This is a genomic window from Comamonas sp. AG1104 (assembly GCF_003350425.1).
In the GTDB taxonomy this organism is placed as follows: Bacteria; Pseudomonadota; Gammaproteobacteria; order Burkholderiales; family Burkholderiaceae_C; genus Comamonas; species Comamonas testosteroni.
In genome coordinates this window covers 58,204-76,959 of record NZ_QQAS01000006.1, presented here as the reverse complement: position 1 = coordinate 76,959, position 18,756 = coordinate 58,204, and the positions used below count along the sequence as shown (strand labels likewise).

General features: G+C 61.6%; 14 protein-coding genes. 9 read left to right on the top strand and 5 right to left on the bottom strand.

Annotated features, from left to right (window positions below):
- Positions 1 to 21 precede the first annotated feature (21 nt).
- The 3 genes from acnD to prpF are packed head-to-tail and all read left to right on the top strand — an operon-like array spanning position 22 to position 4,490.
- Positions 22 to 2,658, top strand: a complete 2,637-nt coding sequence (gene acnD / locus DFO48_RS17845) for a Fe/S-dependent 2-methylisocitrate dehydratase AcnD (RefSeq protein WP_114864304.1) — start codon at positions 22 to 24, stop codon at positions 2,656 to 2,658.
- 9 nt (positions 2,659 to 2,667) lie between these two features.
- Complete coding sequence (locus tag DFO48_RS17840; RefSeq protein ID WP_114864303.1) at positions 2,668 to 3,243, top strand: 2'-5' RNA ligase family protein; 576 nt, start codon at positions 2,668 to 2,670, stop codon at positions 3,241 to 3,243.
- Positions 3,244 to 3,296: 53 nt separating this feature from the next.
- The gene (prpF, locus tag DFO48_RS17835) at positions 3,297 to 4,490 is read left to right on the top strand and encodes a 2-methylaconitate cis-trans isomerase PrpF (RefSeq protein ID WP_114864302.1); all 1,194 of its coding nucleotides are present in this window, start codon (positions 3,297 to 3,299) and stop codon (positions 4,488 to 4,490) included.
- A gap of 51 nt (positions 4,491 to 4,541) precedes the next feature.
- On the opposite strand, the gene DFO48_RS17830 is transcribed toward prpF, so the two are convergent.
- Complete coding sequence (locus DFO48_RS17830) at positions 4,542 to 5,489, bottom strand: sensor domain-containing diguanylate cyclase (protein WP_003078433.1); 948 nt, start codon at positions 5,487 to 5,489, stop codon at positions 4,542 to 4,544.
- 231 nt (positions 5,490 to 5,720) lie between these two features.
- Entirely contained in the window at positions 5,721 to 7,730 is a 2,010-nt protein-coding gene (gene prpR, locus DFO48_RS17825; protein WP_114864301.1) for a propionate catabolism operon regulatory protein PrpR, read from the bottom strand.
- Positions 7,731 to 7,913: 183 nt separating this feature from the next.
- On the opposite strand from prpR, the gene DFO48_RS17820 reads away from it, so the two are divergent.
- The 3 genes from DFO48_RS17820 to DFO48_RS17810 all read left to right on the top strand — a co-directional run bounded on the left by DFO48_RS17820 (position 7,914) and on the right by DFO48_RS17810 (position 10,950).
- Positions 7,914 to 8,888 (top strand): tripartite tricarboxylate transporter substrate binding protein, encoded by a 975-nt coding sequence (locus tag DFO48_RS17820; protein ID WP_003078435.1) that lies wholly within the window; start codon positions 7,914 to 7,916, stop codon positions 8,886 to 8,888.
- A 75-nt stretch (positions 8,889 to 8,963) separates the two neighbouring features.
- Complete coding sequence (locus DFO48_RS17815) at positions 8,964 to 9,965, top strand: tripartite tricarboxylate transporter substrate binding protein (RefSeq protein ID WP_034349493.1); 1,002 nt, start codon at positions 8,964 to 8,966, stop codon at positions 9,963 to 9,965.
- 124 nt (positions 9,966 to 10,089) lie between these two features.
- Positions 10,090 to 10,950 carry an oxaloacetate decarboxylase gene (locus DFO48_RS17810; protein ID WP_003078437.1) on the top strand — a complete coding sequence of 287 codons (861 nt, stop codon included), beginning with the start codon at positions 10,090 to 10,092 and terminating at the stop codon, positions 10,948 to 10,950.
- Positions 10,951 to 11,107: 157 nt separating this feature from the next.
- On the opposite strand, the gene DFO48_RS17805 is transcribed toward DFO48_RS17810, so the two are convergent.
- Positions 11,108 to 12,445 (bottom strand): PLP-dependent aminotransferase family protein, encoded by a 1,338-nt coding sequence (locus tag DFO48_RS17805; protein ID WP_003078438.1) that lies wholly within the window; start codon positions 12,443 to 12,445, stop codon positions 11,108 to 11,110.
- Between the two features lie 90 nt (positions 12,446 to 12,535).
- On the opposite strand from DFO48_RS17805, the gene DFO48_RS17800 reads away from it, so the two are divergent.
- Positions 12,536 to 13,138: a DJ-1/PfpI family protein gene (locus DFO48_RS17800; protein WP_114864300.1), complete on the top strand. Its 603-nt coding sequence runs from the start codon at positions 12,536 to 12,538 to the stop codon at positions 13,136 to 13,138.
- A 248-nt stretch (positions 13,139 to 13,386) separates the two neighbouring features.
- Here the strand turns inward: DFO48_RS17800 and DFO48_RS17795 are convergent, their stop codons facing one another.
- On the bottom strand, positions 13,387 to 13,953 hold the full coding sequence (locus tag DFO48_RS17795) for a TetR/AcrR family transcriptional regulator (RefSeq protein WP_034349495.1): 567 nt from the start codon (positions 13,951 to 13,953) through the stop codon (positions 13,387 to 13,389).
- A gap of 150 nt (positions 13,954 to 14,103) precedes the next feature.
- On the opposite strand from DFO48_RS17795, the gene DFO48_RS17790 reads away from it, so the two are divergent.
- Positions 14,104 to 15,321, top strand: a complete 1,218-nt coding sequence (locus DFO48_RS17790) for an MFS transporter (protein ID WP_114864299.1) — start codon at positions 14,104 to 14,106, stop codon at positions 15,319 to 15,321.
- 44 nt (positions 15,322 to 15,365) lie between these two features.
- Here DFO48_RS17790 and DFO48_RS17785 read toward each other — a convergent pair whose 3' ends face one another.
- Positions 15,366 to 16,289, bottom strand: a complete 924-nt coding sequence (locus tag DFO48_RS17785) for a LysR family transcriptional regulator (protein WP_114864298.1) — start codon at positions 16,287 to 16,289, stop codon at positions 15,366 to 15,368.
- 128 nt (positions 16,290 to 16,417) lie between these two features.
- Between DFO48_RS17785 and metE the strand changes: the two genes are divergently transcribed.
- On the top strand, positions 16,418 to 18,739 hold the full coding sequence (gene metE / locus DFO48_RS17780; protein ID WP_114864297.1) for a 5-methyltetrahydropteroyltriglutamate--homocysteine S-methyltransferase: 2,322 nt from the start codon (positions 16,418 to 16,420) through the stop codon (positions 18,737 to 18,739).
- Positions 18,740 to 18,756: the final 17 nt, after the last annotated feature.

The window sequence follows — 18,756 nt, the reverse complement described above, 5'->3', positions numbered from 1 at the left end:
TCCGCGAACAGACTGAAAAAAATGAGCAAGCACCAATCCCCGCTCTACCGCAGGCCCCTGCCTGGCAGCGCGCTTCACTACTTCGATGCGCAGGCCGCGGTGGAGGATATTTCGCCCGGATCCTGGGCCACACTGCCCTATACCAGCCGCGTCCATGCCGAGAACCTGGTACGGCGCAGCGATCCGGCACACCTGACCGAGTACCTTACGCAAATCATTGAACGCAAGCGCGAACGCGACTTTCCCTGGTTCCCGGCCCGCGTGGTCTGTCATGACATCCTGGGACAGACTGCGTTGGTCGACCTGGCCGGCCTGCGCGATGCGATTGCCGAGCAAGGCGGCGACCCGGCTGCGGTCAACCCCGTCGTGCCCGTACAACTGATCGTGGACCATTCGCTGGCCGTGGAGTGCGGCGGCTACGATCCTCAGGCCTTTGAGAAAAACCGCGCCATCGAAGACCGGCGCAATGAAGACCGCTTCCATTTCATAGACTGGTGCAAGCGGGCCTTCAAGAATGTGGAAGTGATTCCGCCGGGCAACGGGATCATGCACCAGATCAATCTGGAGCGCATGAGCCCTGTGATCCACGCTATCGATGGTGAAGCATATCCGGATACTCTGGTGGGCACGGACAGCCACACGCCGCATGTCGATGCACTGGGTGTGATCGCCGTGGGCGTGGGCGGGCTGGAGGCCGAGAGCGTGATGCTGGGACGCGCATCATGGATGCGCCTGCCCGAGATCGTTGGCGTGCAGCTGAGCGGCAAGCGGCAGTCGGGCATTACCGCCACCGATATCGTGCTGGCCCTGACCCAATTCCTGCGTCAGCAAAAAGTAGTGGGCTGCTATCTGGAGTTCCATGGCGAAGGCGCACGCAGCCTCTCCATCGGTGACCGTGCCACCATCTCGAACATGGCGCCCGAATATGGCGCCACGGCTGCCATGTTTGCGATCGACGAACAGACGATCGACTATCTGCGCCTGACGGGACGCGAGCCCGCGCAGGTGCAACTGGTCGAGAACTACGCCAGACAGGCAGGTCTGTGGGCAGACTGCCTGGAACATGCCGAATACGAACGTACTCTGAGCTTTGACCTGTCCAGCGTGGTGCGCAATATGGCCGGCCCTTCCAATCCGCATGCCCGCCTGGCAACTAGCGAACTTGCGGCGAGAGGTATTGCCGGTGAGTGGACGCAAACCGAGGGCCGGATGCCCGACGGGGCAGTCATCATTGCAGCCATTACCAGTTGCACCAACACCAGCAACCCACGCAATGTGATCGCGGCCGGCCTGCTGGCACGCAATGCGCGCAATCTGGGACTGACGCGCAAGCCGTGGGTCAAGACCTCGCTGGCCCCCGGCTCCAGGACCGTGCCACTGTATCTGCAGCAAGCTGGTCTGCTGCAAGACCTGGAGGCGCTGGGCTTTGGCGTGGTGGCCTTTGCCTGCACCACCTGCAACGGCATGAGCGGCGCACTCGATCCCGTCATTCAGCAGGAAATTGTGGATCGCGACCTCCACACCGCAGCCGTGCTCTCGGGCAATCGCAACTTCGACGGCCGCATTCACCCCTATGCCAGGCAAGCCTTCCTGGCGTCACCGCCGCTGGTCGTGGCCTATGCGATTGCGGGCACCATCCGCTTCGATATCGAAAACGATGTGCTGGGCGTCTTCCAGGGCCGCGAGATCCGCTTGAAGGACATCTGGCCCCGCGACGAGGAAATCGACGCCGTGGCCAAGGCTGCCGTCCAACCCGAGCAGTTCCGTGCAGTCTATGAACCCATGTTTGCCATCCGTGCAGACCAGGGCGAGAAGGTCGAGGCACTGTATGACTGGCGCCCGCAAAGCACATATATCCGCCGACCGCCGTACTGGGAGGGAGCCCTCGCGGGCGAGCGCACTTTGCGCGGCATGCGCCCTCTGGCCATATTGCCCGACAACATCACCACTGACCACCTCTCGCCCTCCAACGCCATCCTGATGGACTCGGCCGCAGGCGAGTATCTGCACAAAATGGGTCTGCCCGAGGAGGACTTCAATTCCTATGCCACACACCGCGGCGACCACCTGACCGCACAGCGTGCCACCTTTGCCAACCCCAAGCTCTTCAACGAAATGGTGGTGGACGACCTGGGCCAGGTGCGCCAGGGCTCTCTCGCCCGCGTTGAGCCCGAGGGCCGGACACTGCGCATGTGGGAGGCCATAGAGACCTATATGCAGCGCAAGCAGCCGCTGATCGTCATCGCCGGAGCCGACTATGGCCAGGGATCGAGCCGCGACTGGGCCGCCAAGGGCGTGCGCCTGGCCGGTGTGGAGGCCATCGTGGCCGAGGGCTTCGAGCGCATCCACCGCACCAATCTGATCGGCATGGGGGTGTTGCCGCTGGAGTTCCTGCCCGGCACAAGTCGCCACACACTGGGGTTGAATGGCACTGAGAGCTTTGATGTCATCGGCCGGCGCAGCCCCCAGGCCACGCTTACACTTCATATCCACCGGACGACAGGTGCCCGCACCGAAGTGTCGGTACTGTGCCGCCTCGATACCGAGGAAGAGGTCTCGATTTACGAGGCCGGTGGCGTGCTGCAGCGCTTTGCCCAGGACTTCCTGGCGGACAGTGCCCCAGCCGATTCCGCATTGACGGCTGAACTTGTGAGCTAAGGAGCTGCTATGAGCCAGGCACGCATACTGATTGTCACCCAGCCCCGAAGCCCGGTACGTCATCGCCTGCGTGCCCGGATCAGCGCTTTGGGCCTTGATAAGGAACTGGGCGAGCGCCTGTTCTCTCCAGATAACTGGCACCAAACCTGGTGTGGCCCGTTTGACTCCGGGCAAGAGACTCGGCTGGCCTTGCTGGCCGCAGGCAATGCCGTGCAAGCGGCGCAGTTGAAGGCCTTCGAGCTCAGCTTCAACCGCGTTCGCGGTGAGGAGGGCGAACGCATTCACTGGTCTTTGTGCACCCGCGGACGTCCAGAGCCTTTCAACCAACTGCTGACAACGCTGCAGACCGAGTTGAAATCCCACGGTTTCAAGGATGGCGGCCATAGACCACATATCACCATCAGCTACGGGGCTCTACATGCCCTGCCCACTCGGCATATCGACCCCGTTGACTGGCTGATCGATGAGATTCAGTTGGTCGAGCGAACCGGCACAGGCAAGCAGTTACGCTACCAGGTACTGCATCGCTGGCCATTGGCTTCCGGCTCTCCGTCTCGTCCCCAACAGCTACGCCTGTTTCACTGATTCAAGGCTCAAGCCTGGCTTGAGCGTTGAAGACCCTGTTTGTTTGCCATTCCATGTCCCTCACTTCGCAAATCCGCATTCCCGCCACCTATATGCGCGGAGGCACCAGCAAAGGTGTGTTCTTCAAGCTGCAGGATCTGCCCGAAGCGGCCCGGCAGCCCGGCCCTGTTCGCGACGCCATCTTGCTGCGCACCCTGGGCAGCCCCGACCCCTATGGAAAGCAGATTGACGGCATGGGCAATGCCTCATCCTCCACCAGCAAAGGCGTGATCCTCAGCCGGAGTGCAAGCGCCGATCACGATGTGGACTATCTGTTTGGCCAGGTTTCCATCGATCAGCCTTTTGTGGACTGGAGTGGCAACTGCGGCAACCTGAGCGCTGCCGTCGGTCCCTGCGCCATTCACATGGGTCTGATTCCGGCCGAGCGCATTCCGCTCAACGGCGTGGCCACCATTCGCATCTGGCAAGCCAATATCGGCAAGACCATCATCAACCATGTGCAGATCCGCGATGGTCAGGTGCAGGAAATCGGGGACTTCGAACTTGACGGCGTGACCTTTGCCGCTGCCGAAGTGGCCCTGGAGTTCCTGGACCCCGCCGATGAAGGCGAGGACGGCGCTGCCATGTTTCCCACCGGCAATGTCTGCGACGAGCTGGACGTGCCCGGCGTCGGCCGCTTTTGCGCGACCCTCATCAATGCCGGCATTCCGACCATCTTTCTCGATGCCGGAGAGCTGGGCTATACCGGCTGCGAACTGCAGGATGCCATCAACAGCGATGGCCCCGCCCTGGCCAGGTTCGAAGCCATCCGCGCTCATGGCGCACTCATGATGGGCCTGATCAAGGATCTGAGTGAAGCTGCCACACGCCAGCACACGCCCAAGATAGGCTTTGTGGCTCCTGCGCAAAGCTATATCGCCTCAAGCGGCAAAGCGATTGCTGCCGAGGACATCGATCTCGTGGTGCGGGCGCTGTCCATGGGCCGGCTGCACCACGCCATGATGGGCACGGCTGCCGTCGCCATCGGCACGGCTGCCGCCATTCCCGGCACGCTGGTCAATGTGGCGGCGGGCGGCGGCGAGCGCCAGTCCGTACGCTTTGGCCATCCCAGCGGCACTCTGCGTGTGGGGGCCGAAGCCAGGAGCGACCAGGGGCAATGGCAGGTCACCAAGGCCTTGATGAGCCGAAGCGCCCGCATTCTGATGGAAGGCTGGGTACGGGTGCCGGGCGAAGTGCTGCAGGCCTGACACCGGGTATTGCCCTGCCGGGCGCCTGCCGCACGCAGGCCTGGGCAGGGTTCAAGCGTTCAAGATGACGCTTTCAATCCGGTGGCGGCCTTTGTTCTTGGCCGCATAGAGCTGCCGGTCCACGGCTTCGATAAAGCTGGCAGGTCGATCATGCTCTGCCGGCTGCACCGTCCCCGCACCAATGCTCATGGTGACCCGCCTGCCATGGGGCGACAGTGCATGCACGATGGACTGCTTCTGGATCAGGCGCTGGCAGCGCTCGGCCACTTTTTGCGCAGTTTCGGCATCGGCTTCGGGCAGCAGCACCACAAACTCCTCGCCACCGTAACGCGCCACCAGGTCACGCTGTCCGTCCAGCGCCAGGCTCAGGGTCTGGGCAATATCCACCAGACATTTGTCGCCCTGGATATGACCGTACAAATCGTTGTATTGCTTGAAGAAGTCGACATCGAACAGCAGCATGGAAAGGGGCTTGCCATCACTGCGCGTGCGCTCCCACTCCTGCTCGAAGCTGGTATCGAAGCAGCGTCGGTTGGCAATGCTGGTCAGACCATCCTTGAAGGAAAGCACCTCCAGCTCCTTTTGCAGACTCAGCAGCCTTTCCTCGGTCTTTTTGCGCTCGCTGATGTCGAACATGAAGCCGATCAGCGCTTCGGCCTCGCCTTGCGCATTGCGCACCACATGGACCACATCGCGAATCCAGACATAGCCGTTGTCCTTGGTCAGAGCGCGATAGTCAGCCTCATGGTCCACGCCGGCCTGGGACTGACTCACACAGAAATTCACCACATATTCGCGGTCGTCGGGGTGCATGCGCATGGCCCAGTCTTCGACGCTGACCCAGCTTTCACGGCTCCAGCCAAGCAGACTCTCGATCTGAGGGCCGATATAGGCGAACTTCATGGTCGCCCAATCGATCTTCCAGGGAATGGCCTTGGTGGACTCCAGCAAGGTTCTATAGACCGCACTCTCGCTCTCAAGCTCGCTCACGTCGGACATAACCCGTCTCTCTCCCGATCTCAATCGATAAAACATCAGGCCCGGCTGTGGTTCCGGCCTCGACCCGGCTCACCAGACAGCGGAGCCTGCAGTCTTTGACTCCCAGAAAGCCCGAGGCACAGCCCAATCTCCGCTTGCTGGTGATTGTTGCGCCGGTTTCCGCAATTCACGCCATGCACTCGCGATATTGGCCGAAATCATACGTATAGCGGACCCCGCGCTGCAACGCCGCTAAGCCTTCATGCGCCGCCATAAAGTGGCCCGGCTGATGCCGAGAATTTCACAGGCCTGACGCTGATCACCCCCGACCGACTCCAGCACCTCGCGCAATCGCTTCTGTTCGGCAAGGCGACCCGCGTCTCTGAGCTGTGCCTGCCGGGCCGCGGCAGGCTGGGCCAGAGTCAGGCCATCGGCACACTCAGGGAAGACTTCAAGCAAGCGCGCCATATCCAGAAGGCCGCCCCGACCTGAGCCCAGATAGTCGCTGCAGGCCAGCAGACGCTCCACCCAGTTGTCCAGTTCACGGACATTGCCGGGCCAGTCATGCGCCGCAGCCCTGGCCAGCAGTGCATCGAGCTGCTGCTCCACTCTGTCATGCAGTGCGCGGGGCAACCCGTTTGCAGCGCTCAGGCGCTGAGCCAGCATGGCGCGGCCCAGTTCCGCAACATCGGCGGCACCACGCATTTGCAGCGAAGGCGTGCTCAGGCGCAGCACCGCCAGCCGGTAATAGAGATCGCGCCGGAACCGGCCACGCTCCACCTGATCGGCCAGATCCGCATGGGTGGCGGCAATCACGCGCACATCCACGGGAATCGGCGCGGTGGAACCTACGCGCAATACCTCACGCTCCTGCAGCACGCGCAGCAGCCGCGATTGCAGCGCCAGCGGCATGTCGCCAATTTCATCGAGAAACAGGGTCCCGGTATGCGCGGCCTCGATCAGGCCGGTCTTGCCGCCGCGCCTGGCTCCGGTAAAAGCGCCTTCCTCGTAACCGAAAAGCTCGCTCTCCAGCAGGCTTTCGCTGAGCGCCGCGCAGTTGACCGCCAGAAATGGCTGTTCCGCACGCCGCCCCGCGCTGTGAATGCCTTGCGCCACCAGCTCCTTGCCGGTCCCGCTTTCGCCCAGAATGAGCACCGTCGCATCGCTGCTCGCATACTGGCTGGCCAGCAGTCGCACGCGCTGGGCAGCGGGGCTGCTGCCCAGATAGTCCTCAATGCGCCAGCGCACACCGGCAGCTCTTTGCCGCTGACTGGCGCGCAGGCTGCGATCGGCCCGCTGGATCACGGCAGGATCGCGGCAGACCAGCAAAGCGCCGGTCACCAGCCCGTTCTCCACAATTGGCGCGCGTCGCACCACCAGGGTACGCAGGGCCAGTTGCACCACCTCTTCTCCCCCCTCCTCACCGGCAAGTGCCCGGGCCGTGCCCAGGGCCGGAGCCACCTCGTCCAGCATGCGGCCGTGCAAGGCCTCGACCGGGACCCCGAGCAAGGCGGCCATGCGTGGGTTCAGCGCGCAAATGCGGCCACGCTCGTCCACAGCAGCCACACCGTCCTGCAGCTGGTGCAGCACGGTTTCCAGGCGTTGATGCCGGTCACGCTCGGCATGTCGATGACGGGCCAGCAGCATGGCATCGCTGAGCGCCTGGCGCACCGAAATATCGGAATACAGCAACACGCTGGCCATGCCAGCCTGCTCTGCCAGGTCGGCCACCAGGCCCGGCGCCACCACGGCGCCAACGCCCGACGCCCTGAGTTTCTGCACGCAGGCCGGCGCGTCATGCGGACCTTGATAGGCGATCTGGACCAGACCCAGGCCGAACAGGCTGTCGAACTGGGCCACCACGGGAGACGGCACCTCGAAGTTGACCAGACCCACGCGCGGAGCTTCCTCGGTGGTCTGCAACTTGGCCTGGCGCAACGCCTGCAGCAAATCCAGGCCACGCACTTCGACCATAGCCATTGGAATGTCCACGCGTTCTCGAATCCAGGCACCGCTGGCTCCCGCCCCCACCAGGGCATCGATGGGCTGGCGCAGATTGAGTGCCTGCACCTGGGCCACCGCATCGTCGAACGATGCCGAGATATGCGAGAACCTGGCCTCGCCCGACCAGGGCTGTGCCAGCCGCTCCAGCACCCGTCCCACACGGTAGCGGCCTACGGTGACGATGTGGGACAAATGCAGCTGGCCAACTGCCGGCAGACGTTTGACGCCATCGTTCGATATCGCATTTGTTTCATTCATGAAAATGATTATTTCATTATCGAAATAGATCCCATACACCGCCGCAGGCAGCCAGTCCAGAAACTCAAGAAAAACCTAATGATTTCAAACACTTGATTCGCAAAGGGTTTTCCCTAGATTTGTCTGGCACAGTGCTTGCACTACCAGGCCATACCAATAGGGATTTGGATCCAGGAGATATCCATGTTTTTGAACCGTCGCAATCTTGTTGTCCAGGCCTTGACTCTTTCCGTGCTGGGCGCAGCTGGCCTGGCCCAGGCAGCCGACTGGCCCACGCGCCCGATTCGCCTTGTGGTGCCGTTTTCCGCAGGCGGCGCCAATGACTTGATGGCCCGCTCGGCGGCCGAAGGCGCTTCCAAGATCCTCGGCCAACCCGTGGTGATCGACAACCGCCCCGGCGCAGGCGGCACAGTGGGTGCCGATATCGTGGCCAAGGCCCAGCCCGATGGCTACACGCTGCTGGTCAGTGCGGCAGGCGTCATCTCCAACAGCATGATCAAGAAGACCATGCCTTTCAAGGATGATGCACTGCAGCCCGTGGTGATGATTGGCCTCGCACCTTCGGTGATCGTGGTGCCCAAGAACGCGCCCTATAACAATCTGCGCGACTTCGTCGAAGCCTCGAAGAAGGGCGCTGGCTTCAACTTTGCCACCGCAGGCACGGGCAGCACGCCGCACTTCGTGGCCGAGATGCTGAATGTGAAATACGGTGCCAAGCTGCAGCCCGTGCCCTACAAGAGCGGTTCGGAGAGCACCACGGCCGTGCTGGGCGGCCAGGTTGAAGGCACGTCCGAAGCCAGCATCATCGCGCTGCCGCACATCATTCACGAGGGCAAGTTCAAACCTCTGGCCACGACCTGGACCCAGCGCATCTCTGCCTACCCCCAGCTCTCCACTGCCGTCGAGCAAGGCTTTGCGGATCTGCAGATCGCGCACTGGGCCGGCATTCATGCCCCCAAGGGCACGCCGCCCGCCATTCTGGACAAGCTGGCAGCTGCCGTGGACAAGGCCATGAAGGAGCCCGCCACCGTCGAGAAGCTCAAGGGACTGGGCATCGAGCCGGTCGGCGGCACACGTGCGGAATTCGTGAAGTTTGCCGATGCCGAGCGCAAGCGCCTGGGCGAGATCGTCAAGGCAGCTCAAATGCAGGAAAAGTGAGATTCACAAAAAGCATAGCATCCAGCGTATACCCCATATACGCTGAAGCCTGAAAATAGTACTGAGAGCTGATTCATGATTTCCCGTAGAAACGCCTTGCTGCGCGCCACTGCCTGCGCTGCCGCCGCCACCGCCTTGCTGGGCGGCCCCTCTGCCGCTCTGGCCCAGGGCTCTGAAGCCTGGCCCACCCGCACCGTCAAGCTCATCGTGCCCTATGCGGCAGGCGGCTATGCCGACACCCGCGCACGCCTGATTGCCGACTCGCTGGGCAAGGTGCTGGGCCAGCCCGTGATCATCGACAACCGCGGCGGTGCCGGTGGCGTAACGGGCACGGACGCTATCGCCAAGGCCAACGACGGCCACACCTTCGGCTTCGGCTCGCCAGGCCCCCTGGTCACCAACCCCATGCTGATGAAGAAGATGCCTTATGACGCCAAGACGGCGTTCAAGCCCATCATCCTCATCGAGCAAGCACCCCTGTTTCTGACCACCGCTCCCAACCAGCCCTTCAAGAGCGTGCAGCAGCTGCTGGCCCATGCCAAGGCCAAGCCTGGCGATCTGACCTATGGCTCCTCGGGCGTGGGCGGGGCCCATCATCTGTCGGGCGAGCTGCTGGCCTACCAGACCCAGACCCAGCTGACCCATGTGCCCTACAAGGGCGGCTCGCTGGCAGCCACCGACCTCATGGGCGGCCATCTGGCCATGATGTTCGAGATGGGCTACTCAGCCCTGCCTTCCATCAAGGCCAAAAAGATCAATGCCCTGGCCGTCTCCAGCAAGACCCGTCTGGCCGTGCTGCCCGAGGTGCCCACGCTGGATGAAGCCGGGGTCAAGGGCTTTGAGTCGTACAACTGGCTGGGCATGATTGCGCCGGCCGGCACGCCCGACGCCGTGGTGGCCAAGCTCAACCAGGCCGTCAACGAAGCGCTCAAGACCGACAAGTCTCTGCGCCAGATGATCGAAAGCAGTGGCGGCCAGATCATGGGCGGCACGGCCCAGGCCTATGGCAAATACCTGGAAGCCGAGCGCGCCAAGTGGGGGCCGGTGATCAAGAACGCGAATATTTCGCTGGACTAACCCTCTGGGGAGCTGCGCGGCAGCTCTGCCTGGCGGCACCCGTCAGAAGTGCATGCAGCCATCAAACCTGATATCTGTATGCACCCATCAGATAAGCCTCAAAGCCCTTTTCAACACGAATCTCATGAACCCGAAACAACAACTCAAGGCCCTGGCCGATGCCCGCCGCGGTGTCATTGTTCCCGGCGCCTTCAACGCCATGTCGGCGCGGCTGATCGCCGATCTGGGCTTTGAAGCCATCTATGTAACCGGTGCCGGCGTGACCAATATGTGGTTCGGCATGCCCGACCAGGGCTTTATGGGTCTCAGCGATATCGCCGACCATACGGCCCGCATCCGCGACGCCGTGGAGGTGCCGCTGCTGGTCGATGCCGATACCGGCTTCGGCAACGCCGTCAACACCTACCATGCCGTGCGCACGCTGGAGCGTTCCGGTGCCGACTGCATTCAGCTCGAAGACCAGGTCAGCCCCAAGCGCTGCGGCCACTTCAATGGCAAGGCCGTGATCGAAACCAGCGAAATGCTGGGCAAGATCAGGGCCGCCGTCGATGCGCGCCGCGACAGCGGCACCCTCATCATGGCCCGCACCGATGCCGCCGCCGTCCACGGCTTCGAAGCCGCCATCGAGCGTGCCCAGCAGTTTCAGGAAGCCGGCGCCGACATCCTGTTTGTCGAAGCCGTTACCCAGGCCGAAGAAGTGCGCGCCCTGCCGCAGCGCCTGCAAGCTCCCCAGCTCATGAATATGGTCATCGGCGGCAAGACCCCCATCTTCAACGCCGACGAGCTGGGTGAGTTGGGCTATGGCTTTGTGCTGTACGCCAATGCCGCACTGCAAGGCGCTGTGGCCGGCATGCAAAAGTGCCTGACGCTGCTGCGTGACGATCACAAGGTCGATGAAGACCCCGCCATCGTCGCTCCGTTTCTTGAGCGCCAGCGCTTGGTGAACAAGGACTTCTGGGATGGGCTGGAGCAAAAGTACCAGTAATCCGGTCTCCGGACCCAGCGCCTGAATCGCATGCAGCGCTGATACATCAAGCGCTGCATGCCATGTTTTCATGGCCGGTGTGACCATGGCCGGCATCATTCACTCCCCTGGCTACGGCTCTGAAACCGGATACGCAGAGAGTTCTGGGCGTCATCCTCTATAGCAGCGTGGCTCCATCCAGCGCCAGCCTGACCGGCATCAAGGCATGCCGAAGTTTTTCGAGCGGCACCGACCCCAAGGCCAGCCGCAGAGCTTGCGGCACTTGCACGCCAGTGGCGAAGGGTTCGGCCGTAGACACGGAAATTCCTGCCGTCTGCAGTGCCATAGCGACCTGATCGGCTCTCAGGTCTTCAGGCATGGGGAGCCAGACAAAATACGAACTGGGGTGGCGCATACAGGGCAGCCCTTTGAAGACCTGCGTCACCTGTTTCTGACGCATCCTGGCATCCTCTCGCTTCTGAGCTTCCAGCCTGGCAACAGTCCCGTCTCTCAGCCAGCTCACAACCATGGCGGTCATGACTCCGGGGGTGTTCCAGGTCGTTGCACGGATAGCTCGTTCTATCCGAGATATCCAGGCTGCCGGCGCGGCCACAAAGCCCACCCGCAAACCCGTGGCGACATTCTTGGAAAAACCTGAGACATATACCGTGGACTCTGGCAGCAGTGCAGCCATGGGCGGTGGTGCATCCGGAGCAAGAAACGCATACGCGGCATCTTCAATCAGCAACAAGCCATGGCGACGGATCAACGCTGCAAATGCATGACGTCGGTTGATGCTCATCACCCATCCAAGCGGATTATGGAGAGTCGGCATTGCATAGACCGCGCGCACCTTGCGGCGTTGGCACAGCAACTCCAGCGCATCGAGGTCCGGCCCCGAACCAGCTGCCGGAATGGCAATCAGCTCAAGCCTCAACTGTTGCGCCAGCACCTTGAAGCCCGGGTAGCTCAAAGCGTCAACAGCCACTACATCGCCAGCTTGCAGCAATGCCATGGCCGTGCTTGCGAGTCCATGCTGCGCCCCATCCACGATAAGCACCTGTTCGGCAGGAACCGTCAGCCTACGGTTTTCAAGGTATAGGGCGATAGCAGCTCGTTCATGGGCCCGGCCTCCATGCGGCTGATAGCGCAGCAGCGCCTCCAAATCTCCACTGACGGCAAGTTGACGCAATGCGGAGCGCAACAACTCGGCTTGACCAGGAAGAGCAGGAGCGTTGAAGTTCAGGTCCAGCATGCCTATCGCAGTGGCATGCTGGTCGATACCGAGGCCAGGTGGCAGCGCTGTTTCACGCACAAAGGTTCCTCGTCCCGTCTCGCCGCTGACCAGGCCCATGGCCTGCAGTTCGGCATAGACACGAGTCGCCGTGACCAGGGCCAGTCCTTCTCGGGATGCCAGTTGCCGGTGGGTGGGCAGGCGTGTGCCCGGTGCCAGCCGGCCTTCGCGAATTTCCGAGGCGAGCTGGTCCACCAGCTGCTTGTATCGGGCAATCGGCATATAGAGCCTGTATCCATGACAATTATTTGAGTGTATTGGACCTCATCTCTAGCATGACCATTGATACAAGTTCACATCCGGAACATTCCAATGCATATCGCAATCCTGACTTTCGAAGGCTTTAACGAGCTCGATTCACTCATTTCTCTAGGCATACTCAACCGCATCAAGCGAACCGGTTGGCGGGTGTCGATTGCCTGCCCGAGTGCACGCGTCAAGTCAATGAACGGAGTGGTCATCGAAGCCCAGGCTACTCTGGAGGACGCGAGTGCTGCAGATGCGGTCATCGTGGGCAGTGGAATGCAAACGCGAGAGATCGCGCGCAATGCCGACCTCATATCAAGGCTCAGGCTGGACCCTTCACGGCAACTGATTGCTGCACAGTGCTCCGGCACGCTGGTACTGGCCAAGCTCGGCTTGCTGGATGGCGTGATGGCCTGTACCGACCTGACAACCAGGCCCTGGGTTGAAGAGGCTGGCATACGCGTACTGGATCAGCCCTTCTTCGCAAACGGCAACGTGGCTACCGCTGGAGGCTGCCTGGCAGCGCAATACCTTGCCGCATGGCTTATTGCCCGTGTCGAGGGGATTGAGGCCGCCAGGAGTGCATTGCATTACGTGGCCCCGGTGGGTGAGAAAGATGCCTATGTGGCCCGGGCCATCGCCAATATCTCGCCTTACCTGCCTGACTGACTTGCTGCATCAGCTTGATCGCCGCCGGCAGCGACCGCTTTGAAGCGCCCTGAAGACCTCAGGCGACTCGAATGCGGCCGGTCGTCGATTTCGGTAAGGCCTCCGAGCCCGGGCTCTTTGCAAATTCCGGATTGTTCGCGAGCACAAAAATCGCTGATGCCCTCAACTCGAGAACACCCTGACAGTCAGAACGATGCTCATTGTGGCTACTGCGGGCAAAGCACAGCAGGCATGGCTCAGGCAATGGCTCACGCCGCCTTCCAGCCTTGCAGCATCAAATCCAGCGCCTGCAAGGCCTCGTTCAGGCGCTCGGGTGGAGCGCCCTCCTCGGCAATCCAGAAAGCCGCTTCGATCAGGCAGCCGTTGAGCAACCTTGCCAGCGCAGCTGCACTGGCATTCACGATAATGCCCTCGTCGATGAGCTGCTGCAAAAAACCGGCGATAAAAGCAATGCATTGCTGATGCTGCTGCCCCTGGTCAGTACCGGTGAGCACAGAGCGCGCATCCTGCAGCACGATGCGGCGAATCTCAGCCTCCTGCGCCATGGCCAGATAGGCACGGCAATAGGCTAGAAAGCCTTCCCATGGATCGGCATGGCCTCGCAACACAAGCTCCAGCCGCTGGTCCATTTCCTCATCCATCTGCGCCACCACGGCAGCCAGCAGACCGGACTTGCCGCCAAAGTGGTGGTAGAGCGCGCCGCGCGTCAAACCGGCCTGCGCGGTCAGCTCTTCCATGGCTGCCTGGGCGTAGCCATGCCTGGCAAAAGCGCTGCGCGCCGCGGTGATCAGCTTGGCCCGCGTGGCTTCGATCATGCTGGCACGACTCTGGCGAACTTGGGTCAAAGCGAACTCCCGGCGATATTCACATACAAAGCGTATGCCAATCATACGCGCTACATCCCAAGCTCCTAGAATGTCACTCGCATACACAATGTATGCAAATGAATCTATGCAAGGGTTTCCATGTTGAATGCTTACCGCAAGCTGTTTACCGCGCCGGGCAGCACGGGCTTTGTGCTGGCGGGACTGCTGGCGCGACTGCCGCTGTCGATGACGGGGATTGGCTTGATCACCATGCTGTCGCAACAGCGCGGCGCCTACACGCTGGCAGGCATGGTGTCGGCCTGTTTCGCGCTGTCGATTGCCGTTCTGGCACCGCGCATCTCGGCGCTGGTTGACCGTTACGGTCAGTTCAGGGTGCTGCCGTTTGCGGCCGCCAGCAGTGCGCTGTCCATGCTGGCCCTGCTTGCCTGCGCCCACTGGCAGGGGCCGGACTGGCTGCTGCTGGTACTGGCCGCTGCCGTAGGCAGCCTGCCCAGCATGCCGGCTATGGTTCGCGCCCGCTGGACCGCAATCTACAGTGGAACGCCTCAACTGCAGACCGCGTTTGCACTGGAAGGCGTGCTTGACGATCTGGCCTTTATCGTCGGCCCGCCTCTGTCGGTGGGCCTCAGCATGCTGCTGTTCCCTGAGGCAGGCCCGCTGGCGGCAGCTTTGTTCCTCATCATCGGCGTAGGTCTGTTTGTGGTGCAACGCCGCACCGAACCACCTGTCAGCCCGCATGCCGGCTCGGAACAAGGCAGGACTTCGTCTATGCTGCGCCAGCCTGTGGTGCGAACGCTGGCGCTGTTCATGCTGGCGCAAGGCGTCATCGTGGGCGTGATCGATGTGGCCAGCGTGGCCTTCGCCACGGCTCAGGGCCAGCCCGGCATGGCCAGCGTGGTGCTGTCCTTCTATGCGCTGGGCTCCTGTGCCATGGGCTTGCTGTTTGGCACGCTGCGCCTGCAGATGCCGCTTAGCCGCCAGATCGTCTGGGTCGGGGCATCGGTCGCCATCTCCGCCCTGCCCCTGCTGCTGGCCAGCAATCTGACCGCGCTGACGCTGGCCGTGCTGCTGGCAGGCATCACCTTTGGCCCGACAATTACCGTGGCCATGAGCCTGGTGGAGCAGCAAGTACAGGCCAACCGACTGACCGAGGGCATGACCTGGCTGCTGACCGGCCTGGCCAGCGGCGTGGCCCTGGGTGCAGCCGCTGCCGGCTGGCTGATCGACCACTGGGGCGCTCAGCAATCGTTTGTGCTGACACTGCTGGCGGGTGGCGCCATGTGGCTGTGGGGCGTGCAGGCCGGACGGCAAGCCGACCGTGCGTCGGCACCGGGAATGACCGCCATCAACATGTGAGTCAGCCGCTATCGCTTATTGCGCAATCGATTACAGCTATCTTTTCAAGAGACTTTCTGTGTGAATACGGCAGCCGGCAGAGCCAGGCCAGGTGCTCGTGCCAGCGCTATAAAGGCCTGTAGATAGTCGGTATGCAACTCTGCCTCGCGCGCGCCGAGGTAGATTTGCTTGGCGATCCCCTTGCTGCCCAGCTTCACAGGCACGACGGCCATCTTTTCGGCATATTCCAGAGCCAGCCAGCGCGGCAGGGCCGCGACGCCCCGGCCGCTGGCGACCATCTGCATCATGATGTCGGTGGTCTCTATGGTTTTGTGGCGCCTGGGCGCAATGCCTTTGGGCAGAAGGAACTGGGTATAGATGTCGAGCCGGTCCACGGCCACGGGGTAGGTAATCAGCACCTCGCGAGCCAGATCACCTGGCTTGACATGGCCAGCCTGGGCCAGGGCGTGATCCGCCGCCACAACCAGCACCTGCTCATAGTCAAAGACGGGCTCAAAGTGCAGACCGGGCTTGAACAGCGGATCGGGCGTGACCAGCATATCGATCTCATAGCCGAATAGCGCACCGATGCCGCCAAACTGAAACTTCTGCTTCACGTCCACATCCACATCGGGCCAGGCGGCCAGATAGGGTGAAACGATTTTCAGCAGCCACTGGTAGCAAGGATGGCATTCCATGCCGATGCGCAAGCTGCCGCGCTCTCCCTGTGCAAATTGCTGCAAACGCGACTCGGCCAGATCCAGCTGAGGCAGCACGCGATTGGCTACCGCCAGCAGGTATTGACCCGCCTGCGTCAGGCGCAGGCTGCGCCCTTCCCGCAACCAGACATCGGTGCCAAGCTGGGCCTCCAGCTTTCTCATGCTGTGACTCAGAGCGGACTGGGTGACGCACAACACATCGGCTGCCGCAGTCAAAGAGCCTTGTTTTTCAACCTCTTGCACGATGGCGAGATGAATACGCTCAATCATCTGTGAACACAATTCATGGATATATGAGAAACAACCATTTTACTTCATACATCGATTCAAAGAATATCCAGTCCGCTGACCCGAGCCACTCTGGCCATGGGCCAAAGATCAAAAGACTGGATTTCTGCATGACGACTATTCACAACCTGGGCTTTCCTCGCATTGGCGCAAAGCGCGAACTGAAGTTCGCGCTGGAGTCCTACTGGAGAGGTGAGACCTCACGCGATGCACTCAAGGCGCTGGGCGCCGAGCTGCGACAACGCCACTGGACCGCGCAGCAAGAGCTGGACTGGGTTCCCGTAGGTGACTTCGCGTTCTACGACCAGGTACTGGACATGAGCTTTACGCTGGGCAATCTGCCCGAGCGGGTGCAAGGCTTCAACGGCGATGCACTGGACAATTACTTCCGCGTGGCCCGCGGCCGCTCGGCGATCAGGACCGAATCCCACAGTACCGCTCACACCCACTGCTGTGCTGGTGTCGCCGCGGGCGAGATGACCAAGTGGTTTGACACCAACTACCACTACATCGTGCCCGAGTTCAGCTCGACCACCGAATTCAAGCTCGATGCATCGCGCCTGCTGGAACAACTGGCCGAAGCCAGGACACAAGGCATACAGGCCAAGCCCGTCCTCATCGGTCCCGTCACCTATCTGGCACTGGGCAAAGCCAAGGACGGCACCAGCAAGCTGGAATTGCTGCAGCGCCTGCTGCCCATCTATGCGCAGCTATTGGATGTGCTGGCGACCCAGGGCGTTGAATGGGTGCAGATGGACGAACCCATTCTGGTCACAGAACTCGATGCCGACTGGCAACATGCCTTCAACACTGCATACCACCACCTCAAAAGCAGCAAGATCAAGCTGCTGCTGGCAACGTATTTCGGCCAGCTCGCCGAGAACAAATATCTGGCAGCGAACCTGCCCGTAGCCGGCCTGCACATCGATGCCATCAACGGTCAGGACGACGTGCAGCAACTGCTGGGTCTGTTGCCCGCACACAAGGTGCTGTCGCTGGGCGTGATCAACGGCCGCAATATCTGGAAAACCGATCTGACTGCCGTGCTGGACTGGGTAGAGCCGCTAGCCGAGCGCCTTGGCGAGCGTCTCTGGATTGCGCCATCGTGCTCCTTGTTGCATGTACCCGTGGATCTGAACAGCGAACAAAAGCTCGATGCCGACATCAAATCATGGCTGGCTTACGCGCAGCAAAAACTGGATGAACTGCGCGTGCTGGGCAAGGCTTTGCGCCATGGCCGAGATTGCGTCAAGGCCGAACTGGCCGACAACGCTGCAGCTCTGGCTGCACGCCGAGCATCGCCTCGCGTCCACAACCCTGCCGTGCAAGCTGCGGTCAAGCAGATAAGCGCCGGGCTGGGCCGGCGCCAGAGCAGCTATGAAGCACGTGCCCCCAAGCAAGCCCGCCGGCTCAAGCTGCCAGCCTTCCCGACCACCACCATCGGCTCTTTCCCACAGACTGCAGAGATCCGCCAGGCGCGCAGCGAGCTCAAGGCCGGTCTCCTGGATTTCGCCTGCTACCAAGGCGCCATGCGCGCCGAGATCGAACGCTGCGTGCAAGAGCAGGAAGCTCTTGGGCTGGACGTGCTGGTGCATGGCGAGGCCGAACGCAACGACATGGTGGAATATTTCGGCGAACAGCTCGACGGCTACGCCTTCAGCCAGTTCGGCTGGGTGCAGTCCTATGGCTCACGCTGCGTCAAGCCACCCATTCTGTTCGGCGACATCAGCCGCCCCAAGGCGATGACGACGGAATGGATCCAGTACGCTCAGTCCTTGACCCCCAAACCCATGAAAGGCATGTTGACAGGCCCGGTGACCATCCTGAACTGGTCATTCGTGCGCGATGACCAGCCACGCGCCACATCCTGCTATCAGCTGGCTCTGGCGATTCGCGCAGAAGTGTTGGATCTGGAAAAAGCCGGCGTGCGCGTGATCCAGATCGACGAGGCCGCTTTGCGCGAGGGCTTGCCATTGCGCAAAGCCCAATGGAAGGAATATCTGCACTGGGCCGTGGAGTCCTTCCGCATCAGCGCCAATGGCGTTGCCGATGAGACCCAGATTCACACCCATATGTGCTATTCGGAGTTCAACGACATTATTGCGTCCATTGCGGCCATGGATGCAGATGTGATCACCATAGAGACCTCGCGCTCGGATATGGAGCTGCTGGATGCCTTCGAACACTTCGACTATCCCAATGAGATCGGCCCGGGGGTCTACGACATCCACTCGCCCAATATTCCCACCAAGGCAGACATCCTGCAGCTCATGCAGAAAGCAACAGAACGCATTCCCGCGGAACGCCTTTGGATCAACCCCGACTGCGGCCTCAAGACACGCCAGTGGGCTGAAGTGATTCCTGCACTGCAGCACATGGTGGAGGCAGCCAAGACATTGCGCCAAAGCATGAAGCTGGCCGAGCCCGTCTGAACGCAGGCATCACTCCC